This window comes from Lentilactobacillus farraginis DSM 18382 = JCM 14108, from assembly GCF_000583655.1.
GTDB classification, from domain to species: domain Bacteria; phylum Bacillota; class Bacilli; order Lactobacillales; family Lactobacillaceae; genus Lentilactobacillus; species Lentilactobacillus farraginis.
Genome location: NZ_BAKI01000003.1, coordinates 28,788 through 46,457, shown reverse-complemented (window position 1 = coordinate 46,457; position 17,670 = coordinate 28,788). Strand labels below are relative to the sequence as shown.

At 42.8% G+C, this 17,670-nt stretch carries 15 protein-coding genes, 1 tRNA gene and 2 pseudogenes; 7 read left to right on the top strand and 11 right to left on the bottom strand.

Annotated elements, in window-relative coordinates; genetic code table 11:
• Window positions 1-55: 55 nt before the first annotated feature.
• Complete coding sequence (locus JCM14108_RS01990) at window positions 56-682, top strand: LVIS_2131 family protein (protein WP_035177972.1); 627 nt, start codon at window positions 56-58, stop codon at window positions 680-682.
• Between the two features lie 245 nt (window positions 683-927).
• On the opposite strand, the gene JCM14108_RS01985 is transcribed toward JCM14108_RS01990, so the two are convergent.
• From JCM14108_RS01985 to JCM14108_RS01975, 4 genes are read right to left on the bottom strand one after another with little or no spacing between them, the layout of a single operon-like run.
• Complete coding sequence (locus JCM14108_RS01985; RefSeq protein WP_272944503.1) at window positions 928-2,517, bottom strand: FAD/NAD(P)-binding protein; 1,590 nt, start codon at window positions 2,515-2,517, stop codon at window positions 928-930.
• Window positions 2,514-2,807, bottom strand: coding sequence for an FAD/NAD(P)-binding protein (locus tag JCM14108_RS15750; RefSeq protein ID WP_272944502.1), 294 nt, complete (start codon window positions 2,805-2,807; stop codon window positions 2,514-2,516). Before JCM14108_RS15750 ends, JCM14108_RS01985 begins: the two co-directional genes overlap by 4 nt.
• A gap of 24 nt (window positions 2,808-2,831) precedes the next feature.
• Window positions 2,832-3,395, bottom strand: coding sequence for a M15 family metallopeptidase (locus tag JCM14108_RS01980; protein ID WP_035177968.1), 564 nt, complete (start codon window positions 3,393-3,395; stop codon window positions 2,832-2,834).
• Between the two features lie 44 nt (window positions 3,396-3,439).
• Entirely contained in the window at window positions 3,440-4,087 is a 648-nt protein-coding gene (locus JCM14108_RS01975; RefSeq protein WP_035177964.1) for an NAD(P)H-hydrate epimerase, read from the bottom strand.
• 146 nt (window positions 4,088-4,233) lie between these two features.
• Here JCM14108_RS01975 and JCM14108_RS01970 point away from each other — a divergent pair, with 146 nt between their 5' ends.
• Window positions 4,234-4,557, top strand: a complete 324-nt coding sequence (locus JCM14108_RS01970; protein ID WP_035177961.1) for a hypothetical protein — start codon at window positions 4,234-4,236, stop codon at window positions 4,555-4,557.
• A 55-nt stretch (window positions 4,558-4,612) separates the two neighbouring features.
• Window positions 4,613-4,684: transfer RNA gene (locus tag JCM14108_RS01965), tRNA-Arg, on the top strand.
• A gap of 107 nt (window positions 4,685-4,791) precedes the next feature.
• On the opposite strand, the gene JCM14108_RS14225 is transcribed toward JCM14108_RS01965, so the two are convergent.
• Window positions 4,792-5,118: a tyrosine-type recombinase/integrase gene (locus JCM14108_RS14225; protein ID WP_268872150.1), complete on the bottom strand. Its 327-nt coding sequence runs from the start codon at window positions 5,116-5,118 to the stop codon at window positions 4,792-4,794.
• Between the two features lie 135 nt (window positions 5,119-5,253).
• Window positions 5,254-6,012 (bottom strand): hypothetical protein, encoded by a 759-nt coding sequence (locus JCM14108_RS01955; protein WP_035177957.1) that lies wholly within the window; start codon window positions 6,010-6,012, stop codon window positions 5,254-5,256.
• Between the two features lie 216 nt (window positions 6,013-6,228).
• Between JCM14108_RS01955 and JCM14108_RS01950 the strand changes: the two are divergent.
• Together JCM14108_RS01950 and JCM14108_RS01945 are read left to right on the top strand one after the other, a co-directional pair.
• Window positions 6,229-6,509, top strand: a pseudogene (locus JCM14108_RS01950) (type II toxin-antitoxin system Phd/YefM family antitoxin).
• On the top strand, window positions 6,506-6,865 hold the full coding sequence (locus JCM14108_RS01945; protein ID WP_035177954.1) for a type II toxin-antitoxin system YafQ family toxin: 360 nt from the start codon (window positions 6,506-6,508) through the stop codon (window positions 6,863-6,865). Before JCM14108_RS01950 ends, JCM14108_RS01945 begins: the two are co-directional and overlap by 4 nt.
• 487 nt (window positions 6,866-7,352) lie before the next feature.
• Here the strand turns inward: JCM14108_RS01945 and JCM14108_RS01940 are convergent, their stop codons facing one another.
• Complete coding sequence (locus JCM14108_RS01940; RefSeq protein WP_035177951.1) at window positions 7,353-8,744, bottom strand: hypothetical protein; 1,392 nt, start codon at window positions 8,742-8,744, stop codon at window positions 7,353-7,355.
• A 203-nt stretch (window positions 8,745-8,947) separates the two neighbouring features.
• Here JCM14108_RS01940 and recQ point away from each other — a divergent pair.
• Window positions 8,948-10,710: pseudogene (recQ, locus tag JCM14108_RS01935) on the top strand (DNA helicase RecQ).
• A 19-nt stretch (window positions 10,711-10,729) separates the two neighbouring features.
• Here the strand turns inward: recQ and JCM14108_RS01930 are convergent.
• Both JCM14108_RS01930 and JCM14108_RS01925 read right to left on the bottom strand, forming a co-directional pair.
• The gene (locus JCM14108_RS01930) at window positions 10,730-12,211 is read right to left on the bottom strand and encodes an aminotransferase-like domain-containing protein (RefSeq protein WP_051995978.1); all 1,482 of its coding nucleotides are present in this window, start codon (window positions 12,209-12,211) and stop codon (window positions 10,730-10,732) included.
• Between the two features lie 3 nt (window positions 12,212-12,214).
• A complete protein-coding gene (locus JCM14108_RS01925; protein WP_035177948.1) occupies window positions 12,215-12,826 on the bottom strand; it encodes an ECF transporter S component in 612 nt (203 codons plus the stop codon).
• A gap of 267 nt (window positions 12,827-13,093) precedes the next feature.
• On the opposite strand from JCM14108_RS01925, the gene JCM14108_RS01920 reads away from it, so the two are divergent.
• Window positions 13,094-13,654 carry a hypothetical protein gene (locus JCM14108_RS01920; RefSeq protein ID WP_035177943.1) on the top strand — a complete coding sequence of 187 codons (561 nt, stop codon included), beginning with the start codon at window positions 13,094-13,096 and terminating at the stop codon, window positions 13,652-13,654.
• Between the two features lie 187 nt (window positions 13,655-13,841).
• On the opposite strand, the gene JCM14108_RS01910 is transcribed toward JCM14108_RS01920, so the two are convergent.
• Complete coding sequence (locus tag JCM14108_RS01910; RefSeq protein ID WP_191978520.1) at window positions 13,842-14,447, bottom strand: LysM peptidoglycan-binding domain-containing protein; 606 nt, start codon at window positions 14,445-14,447, stop codon at window positions 13,842-13,844.
• Between the two features lie 497 nt (window positions 14,448-14,944).
• A complete protein-coding gene (locus tag JCM14108_RS01905; RefSeq protein WP_035177934.1) occupies window positions 14,945-17,605 on the bottom strand; it encodes a YfhO family protein in 2,661 nt (886 codons plus the stop codon).
• Window positions 17,606-17,670 lie beyond the last annotated feature (65 nt).

Sequence of the window (17,670 nt, the reverse complement as noted above, 5' to 3'; positions counted from 1 at the left end):
TCTCTATTAGTGTACACTGAAATCATAATTATTGTTAAAAGGGGAATTGAAAACGATGAAATCCACCTGGAATTTAATCGGAATGGCCCTCTGGCTGATTCTGTTCATTTATTTAGTTTGGATGATTCACAATATGCGCAGTCGGCGCCTGAAATTGATCGTTCGAGAAAAGAAGACCTTTACCTGGCAAAATTTCTGGATTTCCTGCGGTGAACTGATTGTGTTTTTGCTGGTATTTTGGGGGATGGCTTACACGACCTTCTTCCAAGATGTTAAAAAGCTCAATCAAAATGCGGTTCGAATCAGCTATTCTTACAAGCCGCTGATTGTTCGCTATAAGCCCAATCAGTCCGATTATGTCACGGTAAACAACGGAAACGGTCGAAAACCAATTCAACGATATACATACTATGTTGAAGGGCGTAAGTATCAAACCGATAGTAACAACGCGACCGTTGTTTATGGTAAGTCCAATCTCAACGTTCAGGCGCAGGCCTACGATTGGAATAAAAAATGGTTAAACCACTTGGATAATCGTTATCAACATGCTTGGGTCGCTACAGTGACAACGACCTACAAGAAGAATTGGGTTAATGGTATTGGACTGCACGCCGGCCGACAAGCCGATCGGTTCAGCTTAATTCGAATTCCGGACAAGTCGTTTATGACCGTTAAGCAATAGATTTAAGTCAAAAGTAATTGGGATGATGCCGATGGTAAACTTGTTCAAGCAAATTTGTTTTCAGTTGGGGCCGATCTTTTTGTTGTTGGCACTGGCATTTATGATTGGTTTTGCTTTGGGCCTTTAAGTTAATAATTAATGCGTCTCGGTAACTAAAAAGTCCGGACATCTAACTTGGTATTACAACCAATGTTGAATGTCCGGACTTTTGTGATTTTAAATCAGTTGAAAATGACCGATTATAGTTAATTCATTAGCATGTTGCCGGCACTGGGCAGTCCCAATATCTCTGCCGCAATTTTATCTGCTGTTTGCAGTGCCGGATCATCAACCCCTGGTCGGGGGCTGGCGGAAGTGAGATAACGTAATCCTTCCAGTGGCACACCCCAAATATAGAGGTTGTCCTCAGCGTTACCGGCCTTGGTTAATAATTGATCGGTTTTGGGATCAACGTCAACCGCCCCCAGTTGGAATTCCGTCTGATCTGCTTGAAGAATGCGTGGTCTGGCCAAGCCGTTTTCGGCCAGATTTTCTAAAAGTGGATTGGCAGTAATCGTTAGGTCGGGTTTTGGAACTCTGGCTTCCAACAGGGTCGCCGATTTAAATTTATCGGTATTACGCTTTGGCGAGGCGGTTTCAAACCAGCCGTTTTCGCCCTTTACTTCCATACCTGGTGCTAAAATGATTACGATGCCGCTGCGGATCAGGGCAGAAAGCTGCTCGCTTCGAAGTGCCGGAGCACCAATGGATAAGAAGTTGTTGTCGCTGTTGAACTGTTTAAGAAACCGGTTAATATAATCATCGTTTGATAACCGCCCTTTTGCAACCAGTTTTCGAATCGGGGTCCGAAAATCCCGCAGCACCTCCAACGCAGCGCCGAGCGGGCCGGTTTTGGATCCCTTATTGGCATCGGCGGTCACGTTGTTTAACCAATTGAGAATAATCGACTGATAATTCTGGGTGCTGATAATCTGAACATCCTTAAAGGGGTCGAGAATGTAATCCCAATCAAACCGGTCTTCTTCTTCAAAGCCATAGGCATCGACAACGGTTTCCGGATTATCCGCCGCAATGAACTGTTTTTTAAATTCAGTCGCGCTTTTGCTTGGGTAGCGATCGTTAATCATAAGGCTGTAATAAACCAGTTCCATGTCCAGTTTCAGCAGATCGATAAACGTATTATACGGTAATTTGCCGTTAACAGATGCCGCGTTCATTTTGGTGTCTGTTAGGAAAACGGGTTGCACTTGTTCGCCGTACCCCTTCTCACTGATCGCCTTTGGATAGTAGGGAATTCCACGACGGGAACCGGCAATGATTCGGGGTTCTCGACCAGAAGGCTGATAGGAAAGACTACCGTCCGGGTTGTGCATAAATTGGCCGCCCCGGCCCAGGGTCAGTTCTGAAATGTAGTCATTAAAGCTAAGGCCGAGACCACGAATAATGATGTCTTCGCCGGCAGGAATCCCGCTAAGGTCAGCATCTCCGGGATGAGTAGGAGCTAAATATCGCAGATGATTGTCTTCGGCATACTGAGCCAGTCCCTGTTCACGATTATTCAAATAATTGTCCTGTTGGCCCAGAGACATCACGACTTTATCAAAAGTAAACGCCTTGTCCCGGGTCTGGATAGTAACGCTGCCATCTGAATTCCGGCTGAGGGCGGTTACCTGGTCTTCATGAATGGTTGTGGCGACCTCCACGGGTTGTAACTTTATTAATTCATCATAGAACCATTTGATATAAGCACCATATAAAATTCGGGGTGCGTAATCTTTACTGTCGAGATTGGCGGCAGCCTCGATTATTTGATTCGAATAGCCGTGGGCTGTCAAATAATCATGGCCTCTTCGCTCGAGGCCCACTCAAAAAGCGCCGGTCCATCAAATACTTTGCCGGTCATACTAACGGACTCGTCGGTAAATAGGGTGATTTGATCAGCCGGTGTATTCATGATCAATCCGTCCCATTGATCGGCTCGCCAAACCCGGCCACCGACACCATAGGGATCAAATAGCGTAATTGAAAGCGGCTCTGATTGGTCAGAGTTGTATTTATATTGATTAAATAGTTGGGAGGTCACAAGAATACCTCTTGGACCTGCCCCAATAATTCCAACTTTCATTCAGTTTCTCCTAATTTAAATAAATTAATAATCTTTGGGATCTACTTCAAGTGGGCCGAATTTGTCTGCATCGGAATCGCGGTAGTCCCACCATTCGTTTTCATAACCGACAAAGCCGGCCTGCGTCATAGCATGATTTAAGATATCGTAGTTCTTTTGGGCTGTCGGTGACCAATTTGGATATTCCCGGCGTTTGGCCAGACCACTAAAATCATCAAATGGGGTGGGCATTTCCAAGTTATGACCTGCCGTATCGGTTAATGTCAGGTCAAAGGTGACGCCCTTTTGATGACTGAAGTTTGGATCGGGCTGCGCTACCCAGATTGGGTCGGGATAAACATCAAATAGACGTTTTTGCGCGTAGGTAGGCCGATAAGCATCCCAAATGCGAAGCCGATAACCCTGTTTTTTTAAAATTCGACTGGCTTCACCGAGCTTTTTAACAGTATCAATTCTGGAGATTGCCTGATTGAAGTCATAAACAACCTGATGCGTAAAATTATCGGTCGTGGCATACTTTAAATCAACAATAATATCGGGGTCAACGTCATGGACGTTCAGATAACCTTGATTATGTTTGTCGGTCATGGTGATACCTCTCTTCTATGATTATTTGATGGGGCTGCTAATAATTATTCACCTTCAAATTGATTGCCGCGGTAGATACCGATGTCATCAACGTAGAGTTTGCCAGTATACGGCTTGGCGGCGTCTTTTAACATGCCGACCTTGGGATAAGCAATCGTTGATGTGGAAGTTGCTTTAATAGCGGTGCCCATCACTTCGCCGGTGTCGCCGTTCAAGCCTGAAGGGATGTCAATGGCGTGAATAGCGGCTTTTGCGGCGTTTGCCTTATCAATTGCGGTTGCAAAATCACCACCAACGTTTCTTGACAAACCGCTGCCAAATAACCCGTCTACGATTGTCGTGTATTTATCAAATTTTTCATCCAAAAAGACTTTTGGGATTTGATAGTAGTCGCAGATCTTGGCCTGGGTAACGTGATCGTCGCTGGCGTGGGCTGGATTACCAACGGTTAGTGTGTGGACTTTGTACCCGTGGGTGTACAGTAGTCGAGCAACTACCAATGCGTCACCACCATTATTACCGGTACCGGCAAGGATAAGAATGTTATCCAAGTCTAAATTGTTATTATCAAGCATATTTTCATAAATTTTTAAGCCGGCCCGCTCCATTAAAACCAGGGAAGGAATTCCGATTTCATTAATAGTCTTGGCATCGAGCTGGCGTGATTCTTCAACTGTAATTGCGTGTGTCAAAATTTAAACCCCCTTAATAAAAAATGATCATCTTACAATCTCAATGGTCAACTAAAATGTCAAAAAAAGCAAGTAATAAACCCGATTTGTAACGTGGTACAATGGATAGAGAAAATAAACAATCAAGTTATTAAGGAGTTGGCAACATGTCACTAGAATATCCAGAAAACATGCGGGAGTTAGAAGATAAATTTGCGATTAAAAAGGCGCGTGACCCCAAAGTTACTAAAGAACAGGTGATGCGACAGACGATTCAGGATACCTTCCAAGCCTATCTGGATTATGCGGAGGACGGTCACTATGACACCGGCAAACTGGTCGGCAACGAAATTCAGGTTTTTGACCTTAACAATCAAGTAACCAAAAGAATCCAGCCGTTGGGTGATTCCTTTGAACAGGACTTTGAAGCCAATGCCGACAGACTATTGGGATATTTGGAAGACGAAGCTGACAAAGTCGCGGACATGTAATTCAAATTCATGGTTGTATTAATATTCAAAAAACGCTATAATTAGAAGATGTAAGGCGTCCTTAGTGTAATGGATAGCACATGAGATTTCGGTCCTCATGATCCGAGTTCGACTCTCGGGGGACGCATAACTTCAAACACTTGGTATAAAAGGGTTTCAAAACAGTTCAACAACGAAAATAGTCAACAGATTTTCCAATTGGGTCGAAAATTGGGTCGTCTGTTGGCTAATTTTTTAGTTTCTTTGCTGCTGGTTCAAATATTCATCAAAAGTCGTGTAAGTTGACAGCTTAACGATATTCGGGGCGTCAACATATAATTTGGTCGTTCGTGGGTCAGAATGTGTTAAAGCTTTCGAAATGTCGTCAATCGACATGCCTGCTTCACTAAGAATGGTTGCCACTGTGTGTCTCAGTGCGTGCGGGTGGGGCTTCGCTAGATTAGAATGGCGCTTTCTAATTGTTTTCAAACGATTGTTCAAATAAAAGGGGTGGAGTGGCTGATTGATCTCTCCACGGCTGTTCGTATACGAGAATACGAATTGATATGGCGAAGATCGGATACCTACCGATTGTAGTTCTGTGGTTTGGACCTTCTGCCACGAACGTAACAGGGATAGGAGACTGGGTTCGACCTGGAACTTAGTCTATTTTGTATGGATGTTCCATTGATTCCATAATGTAGAGCAAGTCACAATTTATTCGGGTTTCAAAAAATAGATGCCACCATTTCCATAAGCTTTGCTATTTTTCCCTGCTATAATAAAGGCTACTTGCCATCCAGTAAGATCTTTGACGGTATGAATGCCGGCTAATCCGGTCTTATCATGGTAGGAACCCTTAATGCTAAATGGAAGCTCCCTTTGTAAGAATGCATTGTAAGAAATTGTACCGGCCCGTAATTGTTTTACGGATTTCATCCGCCCAATGCTTGGAAGAGCAATGTTTTTTAGCTGAGCATATTGCGGACCCAAAGCTTTTCGGAGATACTCTTCTTCACTTTCTGGATGGTTCCTTAATTGATTAACAATCTGTTGTAGTTTAGGACTATAAATAGTGCCAGGTAGTGCATTCAGCGTCTGTTGTTTAATACTCAAATGTTTAATCGGCTTCAGATATCCCCGCCAAACTAAACCAGAAACGGTGTTTTCAGGATTCTTAATTCGATAAAAAATCCCCGTCTTCTTACCATTAGTCATTTTATAGCTTTTGAAAACATACCAATTCGTCCCAGGATAATCACTTAATAAAAATCGTTTTTGGGTTAGACTATTATTCCAAATCGCAGCTTGGGGATTACCAGCTTTATTATGATAAGTTGGCAAGATGGTTGCATAGCTTTTACTTTTAATCGGTTGGTAAGCCTTGGCTGCGTGGACTACAAGTGATTGCGTTATAAGTCCGATACTTAAAGCTAGGCAGCTCACTAATAAAACCTTTGTTAATTTATTAACCATATTAAATCTCCTTTTTACCGATTCAGCTTTTGATGTACTTTCAGTATACGCGATTAGATGATCAATTTAAAAAACAAGGTCAGTTGACGGTTATATATCCCAATTACTGGATGAATTCTATCACTTCGACTACATTATCGGCAATAAACATTGAATAATTGTTTGTAATTAAGTACTTAATAAAGTACAATATTAAGTACAGAAAGGGTGATTCAAATGACCATTGCTTTAACTCAAAGCGATTTTCGCTCACATTTAAAAAAATATCTTGACCAAGTTAATGATGATGACGAAACCGTCTACATTGCCCGCTCGAACAACCGCTCAGTTGCCATTATCTCCCAGGAAAAAATGGATTGGTATGAACGGCTTTGCGGGCCAAAGAAGGGTCTTTAGAATATGCCGTTGCCCGCGATCAGCTGATCAAACGCCATGTCTTGCCAGATGATGAAATTGTCGAATCCGACGACCATTATTGGGATCAGTTTAAATCATGAAAAAACTCCGATTCAAACCACGAGCAACCTTTAATGCTGACTTGAAACGGCTGGCCAGCTTGGATCATAACATTATCGATGAGGTTCGGGCAACCATTGATCTGCTGCTGGAAACTCATCAGTTACCCCCGGAATTTGATGACCACGAACTCACCCGCCGATTAGCTGGGTATCATGAATTTCATTTACGTGATACACCCCCAGGAAATCAGCCCAATGATATAAATGACGTCCTCGTCGTTTATACCATCGATGAAGATGAATTAATCTTAATTGGCATTCGAGTTGGTTCTCATGATCGGCTATTTCCGGATCAGAACAGCTCGACAAAGTACCAAAAAAATGATGATAAGTAGGGTTATTTTCAATATATGTTATCCGGTTAGTATATGTATCTGCCCGCCAGCTTCGATTGATCTTTTGCGGCAATTATATTCAAAAGATGTTCAATTCTGAATAGATAATTTTTGAAGAATGCTGTTAGGTCAATGATTTTTGAAATTATGTGAATGTACGGGAACCGCCATTTAGTTCTCGTGGGACGCATAAATTAAATCTTTTGATACAAAAAAATTGAAATGATTTTTAATTAAGTTCATTTACAGACCGATCTTATTAGTAATATTAGTTAATGGAAAGACAGCTACTCATTTTACGAGCAGCTGTCTTTTCATATGGTTAAAATTTTGAGGATATATTCAGAAGTAGCTTCTTACTTACCCTTAGGCGCAGTTTGCTTAAATAGTTAATAAGTGCCGATGCCTTGGCAGCAGATAATTAGTATCAGAAGTATTAAAGAGCTCCCAAATTCATGCCCAGATAGTTTGCAAGTATTCAATATTGCTAATTCTGATTATTTAAAAAGGTATCGTAATAACTAACTGATTTATAAAGATAAGGTAACACCTCAGAATCATTACCCGGAAAAGTTTTAATGACGTGTTCGTTGGTTGGGGACAACCAGGTATCATTACCGTCAGATTTTGTTATCATATTAGCAAATGTCATGGACACCTGATTGCCTTTATTGAAGTCCGGTGAATTAAACTTAACTTGATATTGGCCATGCCACTTGCCATTTTCGTAGTGATACTGTGTAAAGCCACTAGCGTCAGCAAACCGGTAGTATTGAGATTTGGAGCTGTCAATTTGAGTAAGTATTTTTTTACTATGAGCGTCATAGCTAACATTGTCTTGATAAGTTGGTGCAACATACCAGATACCGTTTTTCAATGTTGGTCGTGTGTTCGACAACTTTAGAATATTACGTGTGGGAACGTAACGTAACCATCTATTCAGGTCAACAAGTGAGAGATTGTGCTTAGGCCCAAAGCCGTTTCCGTATATGTGAATAATGGGGCCGTTAGCGTAAGTCGCAAACTGGGGAGTGGGATCAGCAAAATCGAATTGCCGACCACCAAAAGGAATAACCGATGTCTTATTAACATTATAGGTTGCAATCGGCTTAGCACCGTTTGGCAATGTTGTGAGATCCAGCACTGCAGAGAAAGTGTTAATTTCTTCCCAGTTACCACTGGTTGCGTTTCCGTTAAGAATTTCAATCATGGGAATGCGAACCCACTTGAATGGCTCGTAATAAACTTTTTTCATTGTAATTCTGGCACCGTTATGATTGCCATATTCAATCATTTTTGGCAGATAAGGACGACTCTTTTTTAAGTAATTTAAAACGACTTTTTGCTGTTTCAAAGCAGGCACTTTCGAAAACTTCTGTAAACCGTCTTTATTTAAAATGCCGTGAATTCGAGTGGCAGAAGAATAAACTCCTGAAGCGTTCCACATGCCACTGTTTCCGGTTCCCTTACGATATGGTCGATTGGACAACAGAACATTCAAAGTAGGGTAGCGATAAAAGCCGCCTTTAAAGCAGGTGCCTTGAATCAGGTGATTATGCCAGACGTATCCCTTGATTTTATTATTGGCACTATGAACGTAGTAGTAACTGCCAAAATAATGGTTGGTTTTTATAGTTACCCGCTTTGTTGAATAAAGATTTGTTCGTGGATAGTTTTTCAAGTTATGACGTTTCTTAGTGAGCGTTGCGTTCCAGACATAGACCGGTTTGTTAGTGTTAGAAAGAAATGATGTTTTCTTAAATGTTTTATTAGTGGAGACGGTTACCTTTGCGTTTGTTGGCGCTGCAGACTGGAAAAAGAAAATTGAGGCTGTCAATACAGACAAAAGCAGCGTTGTGATTATTAAATGTTTATTCATAAATATTCCTCCAAGAAGTGATTGCCACATCAATAGTATAGGTGGAAATGGGAATTAATGCCAATTTTTCAAATTAACCTGGTAGACCAATAAAAATTAGTTTAATACCTTCTGGGCTATCGCATCTCCGGTTAAATTTTGGTAAACTCTTAACGTATGTAATCATGGGAAAAGTAATTTACTTGGAAAGGCAGACAAATTAAATGACACCCCAGGAACTTTTAAAATCAAAATTCGGGTATGATCAGTTTCGGCCGGGACAGGAGACTGCTATCAACGATATTTTGGCGCATCAAAATGTCCTGACCATTATGCCAACCGGTGGCGGGAAATCGATCTGTTACCAAATTCCGGCACTGATGTTGGATGGGGTGACGCTGGTTATTTCACCTTTGATCGCGTTAATGAAGGATCAGGTTGATGCTTTGAATGAAACCGGCATTCCAGCGACCTTTGTAAACAGTACTTTGATGTTTGATGAGATCAACGATCGGTTTGAGCAGGCCAAAAACGGCGAGATTAAGCTGTTGTATGTTTCTCCCGAACGGCTGGATTCCGGGGCGTTTTCCCAATTGGCAGCATTACCGATTAAGTTGGTGGCAGTTGACGAAGCGCACTGCATTTCCCAGTGGGGCCACGATTTTCGGCCAAGTTACCTGGCATTAACCACGCATCTTCATCAATTGCCCAGCAAACCGACGATTATTGCGTTAACAGCGACAGCAACCCCGAGAGTGCTGAAGATATTAAAGAACGACTGGGCATTTCACAGGAAGTTAAAACCGGTTTTGAACGGGATAATTTGGCGTTTAAAGTCGTTAAAGATCAAGATAGTGACACGTACCTACTGGACTATTTAAAGCTGAATTCGGGGCAATCCGGCATTATATATGCCAGTACCCGAAAAGAGGTTGAAAGGCTGACTGGACTGCTGAAGCGACACCACGTCGCAGTGACCATGTATCATGGCGGCTTGAGTCGGGAAGAGCGCCGTCAGAATCAGGAAGATTTTTTGTATGACCGGGCGCCCGTAATGGTTGCCACGAATGCTTTTGGAATGGGGATTGATAAGAGCAACGTCCGTTTTGTAATCCATGATGCCGTTCCGGGAAGCTTGGAAGCTTATTATCAGGAAGCCGGCCGGGCTGGTCGGGACGGATTGCCCAGCGAAGCAATTCTGTTGTTTAAAATTGCTGATGTGCAAACCCAGCACTTCTTTATTGAACAGTCGGACCGAGATGAACAGAGCAAACAACGGGAATACGAAAAGCTGCAAATGATGGTTCAATATGCCAATACTGAACAGTGTCTCCAGCAGTTTATCCTGCACTACTTTGGTGAAACAGGGCCGACGTGTGGTCGGTGCAGCAACTGTTTGGACACCCGAGAATCGCAGGACATTACGGTGGATACACAAAAGGTGCTGTCGTGTGTTTATCGAATGAATGAGCGGTTCGGCAAAACGCTGGTTGCCCAAGTATTGGCGGGATCAAAGGATCAGCGCATCAGGCAGCTTCACTTTGAAGCCTTGTCAACGTACGGAATTATGAAAAAACAGTCCAAACGGGAGATTGTGGAACTGATTGATTACTTGACTGCGGCGGGCTATTTGATGGCCGATGGCGGTCAATATCCGGTTTTAAAAGTAACCCCGCTTGGAGCGGCAGTCTTAAAAGGGACTCGAAAAGTTTCCCGGAAAATGGCAGTTAAAGCAACCAAAAGCCTACCGGTTAACGACGAATTATTTGAGCAGCTGCGTCAATTACGCCGTCAACTGGCGGAAAAGCAGGGCGTCCCACCGTTCGTTATTTTTTCGGATAAGGCTTTGCGGGAAATGTGTGCTGATATGCCGACAAATGACGCGGAATTTTTGAATGTTAAGGGTGTCGGCGAAAGTAAACTGGCCAAGTACGGCGAACAGTTTTTGGGGACGATCGCGGCTTATCAAAACAGCATAAAAGCTTAAACGTTTAAATCTTGAGATATTAGTACAAAAGGCGCTTCGCAAATTGCGGGCGCCTTTTGTTGTCAATGTTCGTCATTATGTTGGCCGCTAGACGCCGAATTTCTGTGATCGCTGATTTGATTTTAATGGCGGCTTCATTCAGTTGATCCGCTGTTTCCAGTCCGACAACGCCTAGTCGAAAGCCATTCGTCGAGCTGCCGAAGTAGGGCGCCGGCAAAATTGACAGGCCGTTTTTTCGAAAGGGCAGATAATCCCGTGCTTGAAGCGGCGGTAGGCCCAACAGGTTAATCCAAAGAAAGAAACCGGGTTGGCCGGGAGTGACTTTAATCCATTGACGTGACGCAAGTGGCGCGAGTTTGACTCGCAACCGGTGCTGTTGAGCAGATAAGTAATCAGCTAATCGTTTCTGTTGGGATTTCAGTGCCGGGCTGCGTAAAAATTCTTCGGCAACGACCTGCTGGGCCAATCCGATTCGTTCACCCAGTTTATCGCGCAGAATGCCCAGCTGGTACATGACGTGCGCCGGACCAAACAGCCAACCGATTCTGGTTTGGCTGCCCATTAATAAGCTGAGGGTGCTCGCGTAAATAACGTTGTCCGGATCCAAGCAGAACAGCGTCGGGAGTTGTGATTGAACCAATGGTTGAAACGGATCTCCCTCGACGATGGGCAGTGACAGGTCGCGACAGGTGGTTACCAAATTCTGACGGTCAGCCAGGGTCATGGTTGTGCCGGTGGGGTTTTGAATGTTTGGCATGACAAATAGCAGCTTAATCTGGTGCTGACGTTTTAATTTTGCCAATCTGACAAGATCCAGTTTGCCGGTTTCACTGATGGGGACCCGGTAAATACGAATTCCCAGTAGTTGAAAGATTGTCAGCTGATTCAACGATGAAGGCGATTCGATAGCGACCGCGTCTCCCGGTGCCAATAGACCTTCAACCAACAGCGTAAAAGCCTGCTGAATCCCGGAAGTAATCAGAATTTGGGCATCGTCGACTTTAGCAGCCAATTGACGACTCCCCGTTGTTTGTAAAATCTGGTGCCGTAATCCCGCCAAACCCAAAACGGCATTGTCGGAGCCTTCTTTTGGCAGATAGTGGGGAAACTTCACCGATGGGAGTATCGGCCATAAGCTGGGCGGTAGGATATTCGCTGCCAGGTCCAGTTGCGGCTTCTGACCAATTTGGCCCGTCAGCAAGTCGGCATCATCAGATTTGGTTCGCAGGTAAGCCAGCCAATTAGGGTGTTTAGTTGGCTTAGTGCGCGCTTTAACCCGGGTTCCCTGGCCAACTGTTCGAGAAACGATGTTGCCGGCGGCTAATTCACTGTAAGCCCGATTAACCGTTGAGCGGTCAATACCGAGCAATTGGGCTAATCGGCGTTCGGAAGGTAATTTTTCTCCGGGCAGTAATTCACCGCTTTGAATGGCGCGTTGAATCCGGTTAATCAGCTGTTGATAACGAAATGTGTGGGCAGAAGGGTCAAGATGCCAGTCCATAATTTAGTCTCCCTGTAAAAGATGTTTTAGGTGGCTTGATTTTAATAACGGCGTCACAATAATCGGGGTTACGACAAATGAAAAAATACCTTCAAAAATCCCGTTATTGCCGGCAATTCCCAATAGGAGCCAGGCCCATTGCGTGCCGGATACAGATCCCATGGTTGCGTGAAGGCCAATGAAGAAGAAGGCACTCAATCCCAAAACCAGAATCGTATTCGTGACCGAGGCAATTAAACCGCTTACACTAGCAGCTAAAATTTCGTTTTTTCGTTTGCTGACAACATTATAAGCGATTCCGGCAAGAAGTCCTACTAAAATCCTTGGTAAAATAGCGATAAATGGATTATGAAACATCAGTGCCTCCAGTGGGCTGCTTGGAGATGTCCACGAGCGAATAAATGAAAGTAATCCCCAGGCAAAACCAGTCATTAAGCCGGCCCGATTGCCAAGCAGAATAGCCGAAATGGCAACGGTTAACTGAATAAGGGTAATACTGACGACGCCAATGGTAACGTAGCCCAGAAAAGGGACCATTGATTGAACGATGATGATGGCAATAAACATTGAGAGTAAAACCAGTCGTTTTGGTGTTTGACGATGTATTGATTTCATAGGCAGATTGATTCCTTTCGATGATGATTAAAATTTTTGAATTGATACCATATAGTATAAAAATAATTGGAAAAGATAAAAACCGCCAATTGGAGGGGAAAAAATCCAGCCAATTATTGCACACTTGATCGACAAAACTCTTCAACCGGTTGATACGTTTAAACAAACTTAACGGTGTTAAAAATATTTTTGGAAAAGGTATTATAAAAATCGAAAAAACGGTTATAATAAGATTGTGTACAAAATAGTTTTAGAGGAGTGATTATTATGGCAGAAAAATACCGTGCAGAAATTCAATCGTTGAATGGGGATAAGCTTGGCATTCACCCCAGTGGTGAGGCTGATTTTACAATTGACAATGACACATTAACCGTTGAAATTACAATGAACCAAACGTCACCCAACACGCAACATTGGATGCATTTTCACGGCTTCCCTGATGGTCGTGATGCAAAACCGGCTACGATCGCGCAGGATGTAAACCACGATGGTTACGTTGACCTGCCTGAAACAGAGCCGGTTTCAGGGACAACGATGGTGCCGTTTAATGATAAACCGGCGGAAATGAATATCCCGACTGATACTTATCCGGTTTCTGATGCAAACGGCCATTTTCACTATGAAAAACAGGTTTCGTTAAAAGACATTCAGAAAAAGTTTAAAGAAACTTTCAACGATGATGAATTACACTTGGAGAAACGCGTAATTTATATTCACGGTATTCCGGAATCGGTTGATTTACCCGACACGGTTCAGGGCAGTGTGATGCATTATGATCCACATACGACGCTGCCGATTGCAACAGGAAAGATTGAAAAAGTCGATTAAAGCTGATATATCGCATTTTGAGGGGCAGGTACCTAAAAACGTTTTGGGCCGGCTCTTTTTTTATTGTCTAAAATCCCAAGCCTGGGCAGGCAATAAGCAATTACGGTTTCAAATTTTGATTTTTTACATACAAAAAAACCATTCGAAAAATTTTCGAATGGCCTAAAATTCAAATTAATTATTTAGCTTAACCCAAAGCCCAGGCACTCATGCCTTGTTGGTTGTATAAGCTAACGGCAGCGTCAACTTGTTGTTGAACTGAACCGCCACTAATGTGCATGTTTTGGAATAAACCGTAAGCACCACTTGAACTGTTTCGAACAGATGGCTGCCAGTTTGATTCACGAGTGATGATTGCATCCCAAGTAGCTGCTGAAACACCGGTTCTTGAAGCCATTTGGCTCAAAACAGCGCTCTTTGTGCTGCTACCGTATGAAGCAGTGCTTGTAGCAGTCGTGTTGCTGGTAGTATTAGCAGCTGGTTGACTGTAGCTGGCCTTTTGTTGTGCATTGGTAGTTGACTGAGTTGCTGCTGGAGTAGTGTTGGTAGTAGCAGTAGTCGAAGTCCCGTCAGGAATTACCAATGTTTGACCAGGCAAGATCAAATGGTTGGAGATGTTGTTTGCACTTTCGATTGCATTGATTGATGAACCGAATTGTTGCGAGATTGCCCAGACAGAGTCGCCGGACTTAACTGTGTAGTTCGTGGAAGCATTTGCACCTGCTGCGCCTGCGAAGAACAAACCGATGGCAGCTGCTGATGTTGCTAGAATGGTGGTAATAAATTTTTTCAAGATAGACACTCCTATAAATAGATTCGAGAAATTAGTTACTGTTTCTTTCCGATGTGTTAATCACTATCAATTAACTCTTACGAGTATAACCGGTAATTGTTACGAGACAATATCGAGAAGTGTACGAATTTATTTCGAGGAAGTGACTTATCTTACATTGAGGTAATATATGTAATGTCATGGCTTACCTAAAAAATAGTAATAAGCGCTTTTAGCAAGCCGATGGAATCGATCTCAATGCGAAAAGTTATATTACAAAAATATTTCAAAAAGGTGCCCAGGCGCACTGGACGTAATACAATTTTCTAGTATTTGAAGGGAAAAGGCGGATTATTTTTTCAAAATAAAGCAATATTGAAGTATTATTTGTCATTATTTTCCCAAACTTAACTTAAAATCAGCTTAAATTAAGGATGGATTTTTGACAGAACTTATCAAACGGGTATAAAAAAAGCATTTTACCAAATTGATAAAATACTTTTTGGGATTAATACTGATTAATTGTTTGCCGAAGTGGTTGTCGATGTTGTTTTTCGTCGTTTATAAATTGGGTAGCCGATAATCCCCAACAGTGCGACCAACGCTATCAGCGAAATAATAATACCGGTATTAAGGCCAACAGGCGTATAGGTGAACTTAACGGTGTGTTTACCCTTATTGATTGTCAGATAGATAAACATTTTTGCCCATTGGTGTGGCGTCACCTTTTTACCGTCAACGGTTGCCGTCCAACCCTTGGAATAGGGAATTGTGGTGGTCATCGTGCGGTCATCATTTGGTGAGGTGATAGTTCCCGTAATTGAGCGGGCGGTGTGGTGCGTAATCTTATACGGGTTCTTTTTCAGATCGTTAGTTAACGTTTTGACTTTATTGTTATCAAGTGCATAAAAGAAGACGTTTTGTAAAGGTGCGTGATTGACATTGGCCAGGATCAGCAAATGAATTTTTCGATCTTTGTTGGTGCCGGTTGCCAAATTCAACAAGGTCTCTTTGGCAGAAGTCCGGTATTGCTGCAACGGTTTTCCGTTGACCAGGTACGTTAGGGTGTCCTGCGTCATTCGGGGACCTAATGACATGTAATAGGAGGTATGTTTCTTAACCGGAATGGTCATTTCAATGCCGGCAGGCTCAGTTTTGTCAATTTTTTTAATTTGTGAATTAGAAAAGTTGGCAGCCCGGTAAGCATTATCGTAGGTGATCTTAGTTGGTGTGACGGTTGTAAATAAATTTCCCACCCGTGGATCGAGTTGAGAGGCAACTTGATTTTGATAAGCGGCCGTTTCACTTGTATCGTTAATTGGGAACATGTATTGACGCCGGGACAGAAAGCCCAATGGTAAAGTGTATGGGTTCTTGTAAATGTTAATTAAATCAGTATGGGCGACCTTGCTGTAATCAACCAGGTCCGGTCTTGAAGTTAGTGGCGTCAAATAATTAAGTGAGCGGCGGTATTCGGATTTGTTTTTAACGTGTCGCGGTGTGAAGTAATATTTCATTGACAGCAATGAATCAGTAAAAATCGTTCCGTTGGAATAAACGGAGTAGTACATATCACTAGGATTACCAATATCGTTATAGAAGTTAGTGGTTGCTGTTTCCAACGTGGACGAAAATACCGAACCACCGTAAAAGTTACCGGTCATGGCATCATTTCTGGTTCGACTGAAGGTTGTCGCGGACCGGTAAAAGCCACTGTCCATTTTTCTGGTTTTACTGCTGGCGGCCCGCATTAGCTTTGAAAATTCGGTATAGTTGGCTGCGTCCAAATAGCTGAGACTTGAAAGTGAAACCGCCAGATTGGTTCCCATCTCTACAGCTATTAAGAGAAACATGAGTAGTGGAAAGAAAGTTTTCTTGGGAAATTTGGTCCAAAGAAAGATCAGGAGAACCGATAGAATCAGAAAAATAGCTGCAGTTAAAATCTTACCATACGTCAAAAATTCGAAATTCTTAATGGCAATAGTAATATAGAGGAATCCGGCAACCATAATACCGAGGCAAATGGCAAATCTGCGCCAGATAATGCCGTTTTTCAGGGCTTCCTGAAGTGCTGAAAAGCCCATCGTAATAACTAAGAAAGAAAAAATGAATGAGAAGCGGAACGGATACCAAACGGGCAGGGCCATTCCGTGCCATAATACGTCCAACGGTTCAAAGCACATGGATAAAATCATGAACGCCAGTAAAATGCCATTGGCAATCTTTAAGCGGCGTTTTATGGTTGGCGCAAAAAAGTAGTACAGACACATGATTAAGGCGATACTGCCGACAAAGATGTTGGGGGTTCCTTTTGGTAGTTGATTAAAGTTGAAACCACCGTTGACAAACTTGGCAATCATTTGAAACGGATTGTATTCAAAGCGGAAAAGTAGTGGTGATGATTCCAGGTTAGACTTACTCTTAAGGAGTGCAAAGAAGGTGGGAACTAAAATCCAAGCTGCCAGCGCACCACTGATGAGCGAAGCCCCCAGCCACTTTAAAACGACTTTCCAATAGGCACTGGTCGTTTGATAGGCTTTGCAAAGGGTAAAAATAACCACATAAGCAGAAACAAAAATGGCAATCATCCAGCCAATGTAATAATTGATCATTAAAATGGCTGCCAAGCTGATAATGTAAAGCTTGGTACCGCCACCCTGCAGAATATGGGTGAGTCCTAAAAAGATCAGCGGCAGCAGGATCACACCGTCTACCCAGATGGTGTTTAACTGGTTGGCCACCATCCAGCCCATCAGTGCATAAACGGTTGAGAAGGCCACTACCGGCCAGCCAGTCGTCTTTTGGAGTTTGATAAATGTATAACCGGCAGTTAGGCCTGCCAGTGCGTATTTTAAAATTGTAATTATACCGACAACGGCTGGCAGTTTGCTTAACGGGAACAGCAGAATTAACAGGTTCAGGGGGCTCATTAAATAGTAGCTCCAAGTTCCCAGCATGTCGCCGCCCAGTGCTTTGCTAAATGAATAAAGCATCCCACCGGGGTTATGTAGGATCGTCGTTCTGAAGTAAGTAAAAAAGTCAATATATTGTTGGCCCATATCGACAGTCATTACGGATGAACTGCCAAATGGCGCGAATTTACGATAAATAAAATAGCAGGTTACTATAATAAGTGGGGTTAAAAAGCTGAGGAGTAATGTCTTCCGCTTTGATTTCATTATAAATGAACATCCTTTCAAGTATGTTAATACTTATAATATCATATCATGTTAGGGCGGTTGGC

What these genes read in the sequence shown, in the direction of transcription:
- JCM14108_RS01990 (WP_035177972.1), top strand. Translation starts at nt 56, where the DNA reads ATGAAATCCACCTGGAATTTAATCGGAATGGCCCTCTGGCTGATTCTG.
- JCM14108_RS15750 (WP_272944502.1), bottom strand. Translation starts at nt 2,807, where the DNA reads ATGAAAGTTGGAATTATTGGGGCAGGTCCAAGAGGTATTCTTGTGACC.
- JCM14108_RS01980 (WP_035177968.1), bottom strand. Translation starts at nt 3,395, where the DNA reads ATGACCGACAAACATAATCAAGGTTATCTGAACGTCCATGACGTTGAC.
- JCM14108_RS01970 (WP_035177961.1), top strand. Translation starts at nt 4,234, where the DNA reads ATGTCACTAGAATATCCAGAAAACATGCGGGAGTTAGAAGATAAATTT.
- JCM14108_RS01955 (WP_035177957.1), bottom strand. Translation starts at nt 6,012, where the DNA reads ATGGTTAATAAATTAACAAAGGTTTTATTAGTGAGCTGCCTAGCTTTA.
- JCM14108_RS01945 (WP_035177954.1), top strand. Translation starts at nt 6,506, where the DNA reads ATGAAAAAACTCCGATTCAAACCACGAGCAACCTTTAATGCTGACTTG.
- JCM14108_RS01940 (WP_035177951.1), bottom strand. Translation starts at nt 8,744, where the DNA reads ATGAATAAACATTTAATAATCACAACGCTGCTTTTGTCTGTATTGACA.
- JCM14108_RS01930 (WP_051995978.1), bottom strand. Translation starts at nt 12,211, where the DNA reads ATGGACTGGCATCTTGACCCTTCTGCCCACACATTTCGTTATCAACAG.
- JCM14108_RS01925 (WP_035177948.1), bottom strand. Translation starts at nt 12,826, where the DNA reads ATGAAATCAATACATCGTCAAACACCAAAACGACTGGTTTTACTCTCA.
- JCM14108_RS01920 (WP_035177943.1), top strand. Translation starts at nt 13,094, where the DNA reads ATGGCAGAAAAATACCGTGCAGAAATTCAATCGTTGAATGGGGATAAG.
- JCM14108_RS01905 (WP_035177934.1), bottom strand. Translation starts at nt 17,605, where the DNA reads ATGAAATCAAAGCGGAAGACATTACTCCTCAGCTTTTTAACCCCACTT.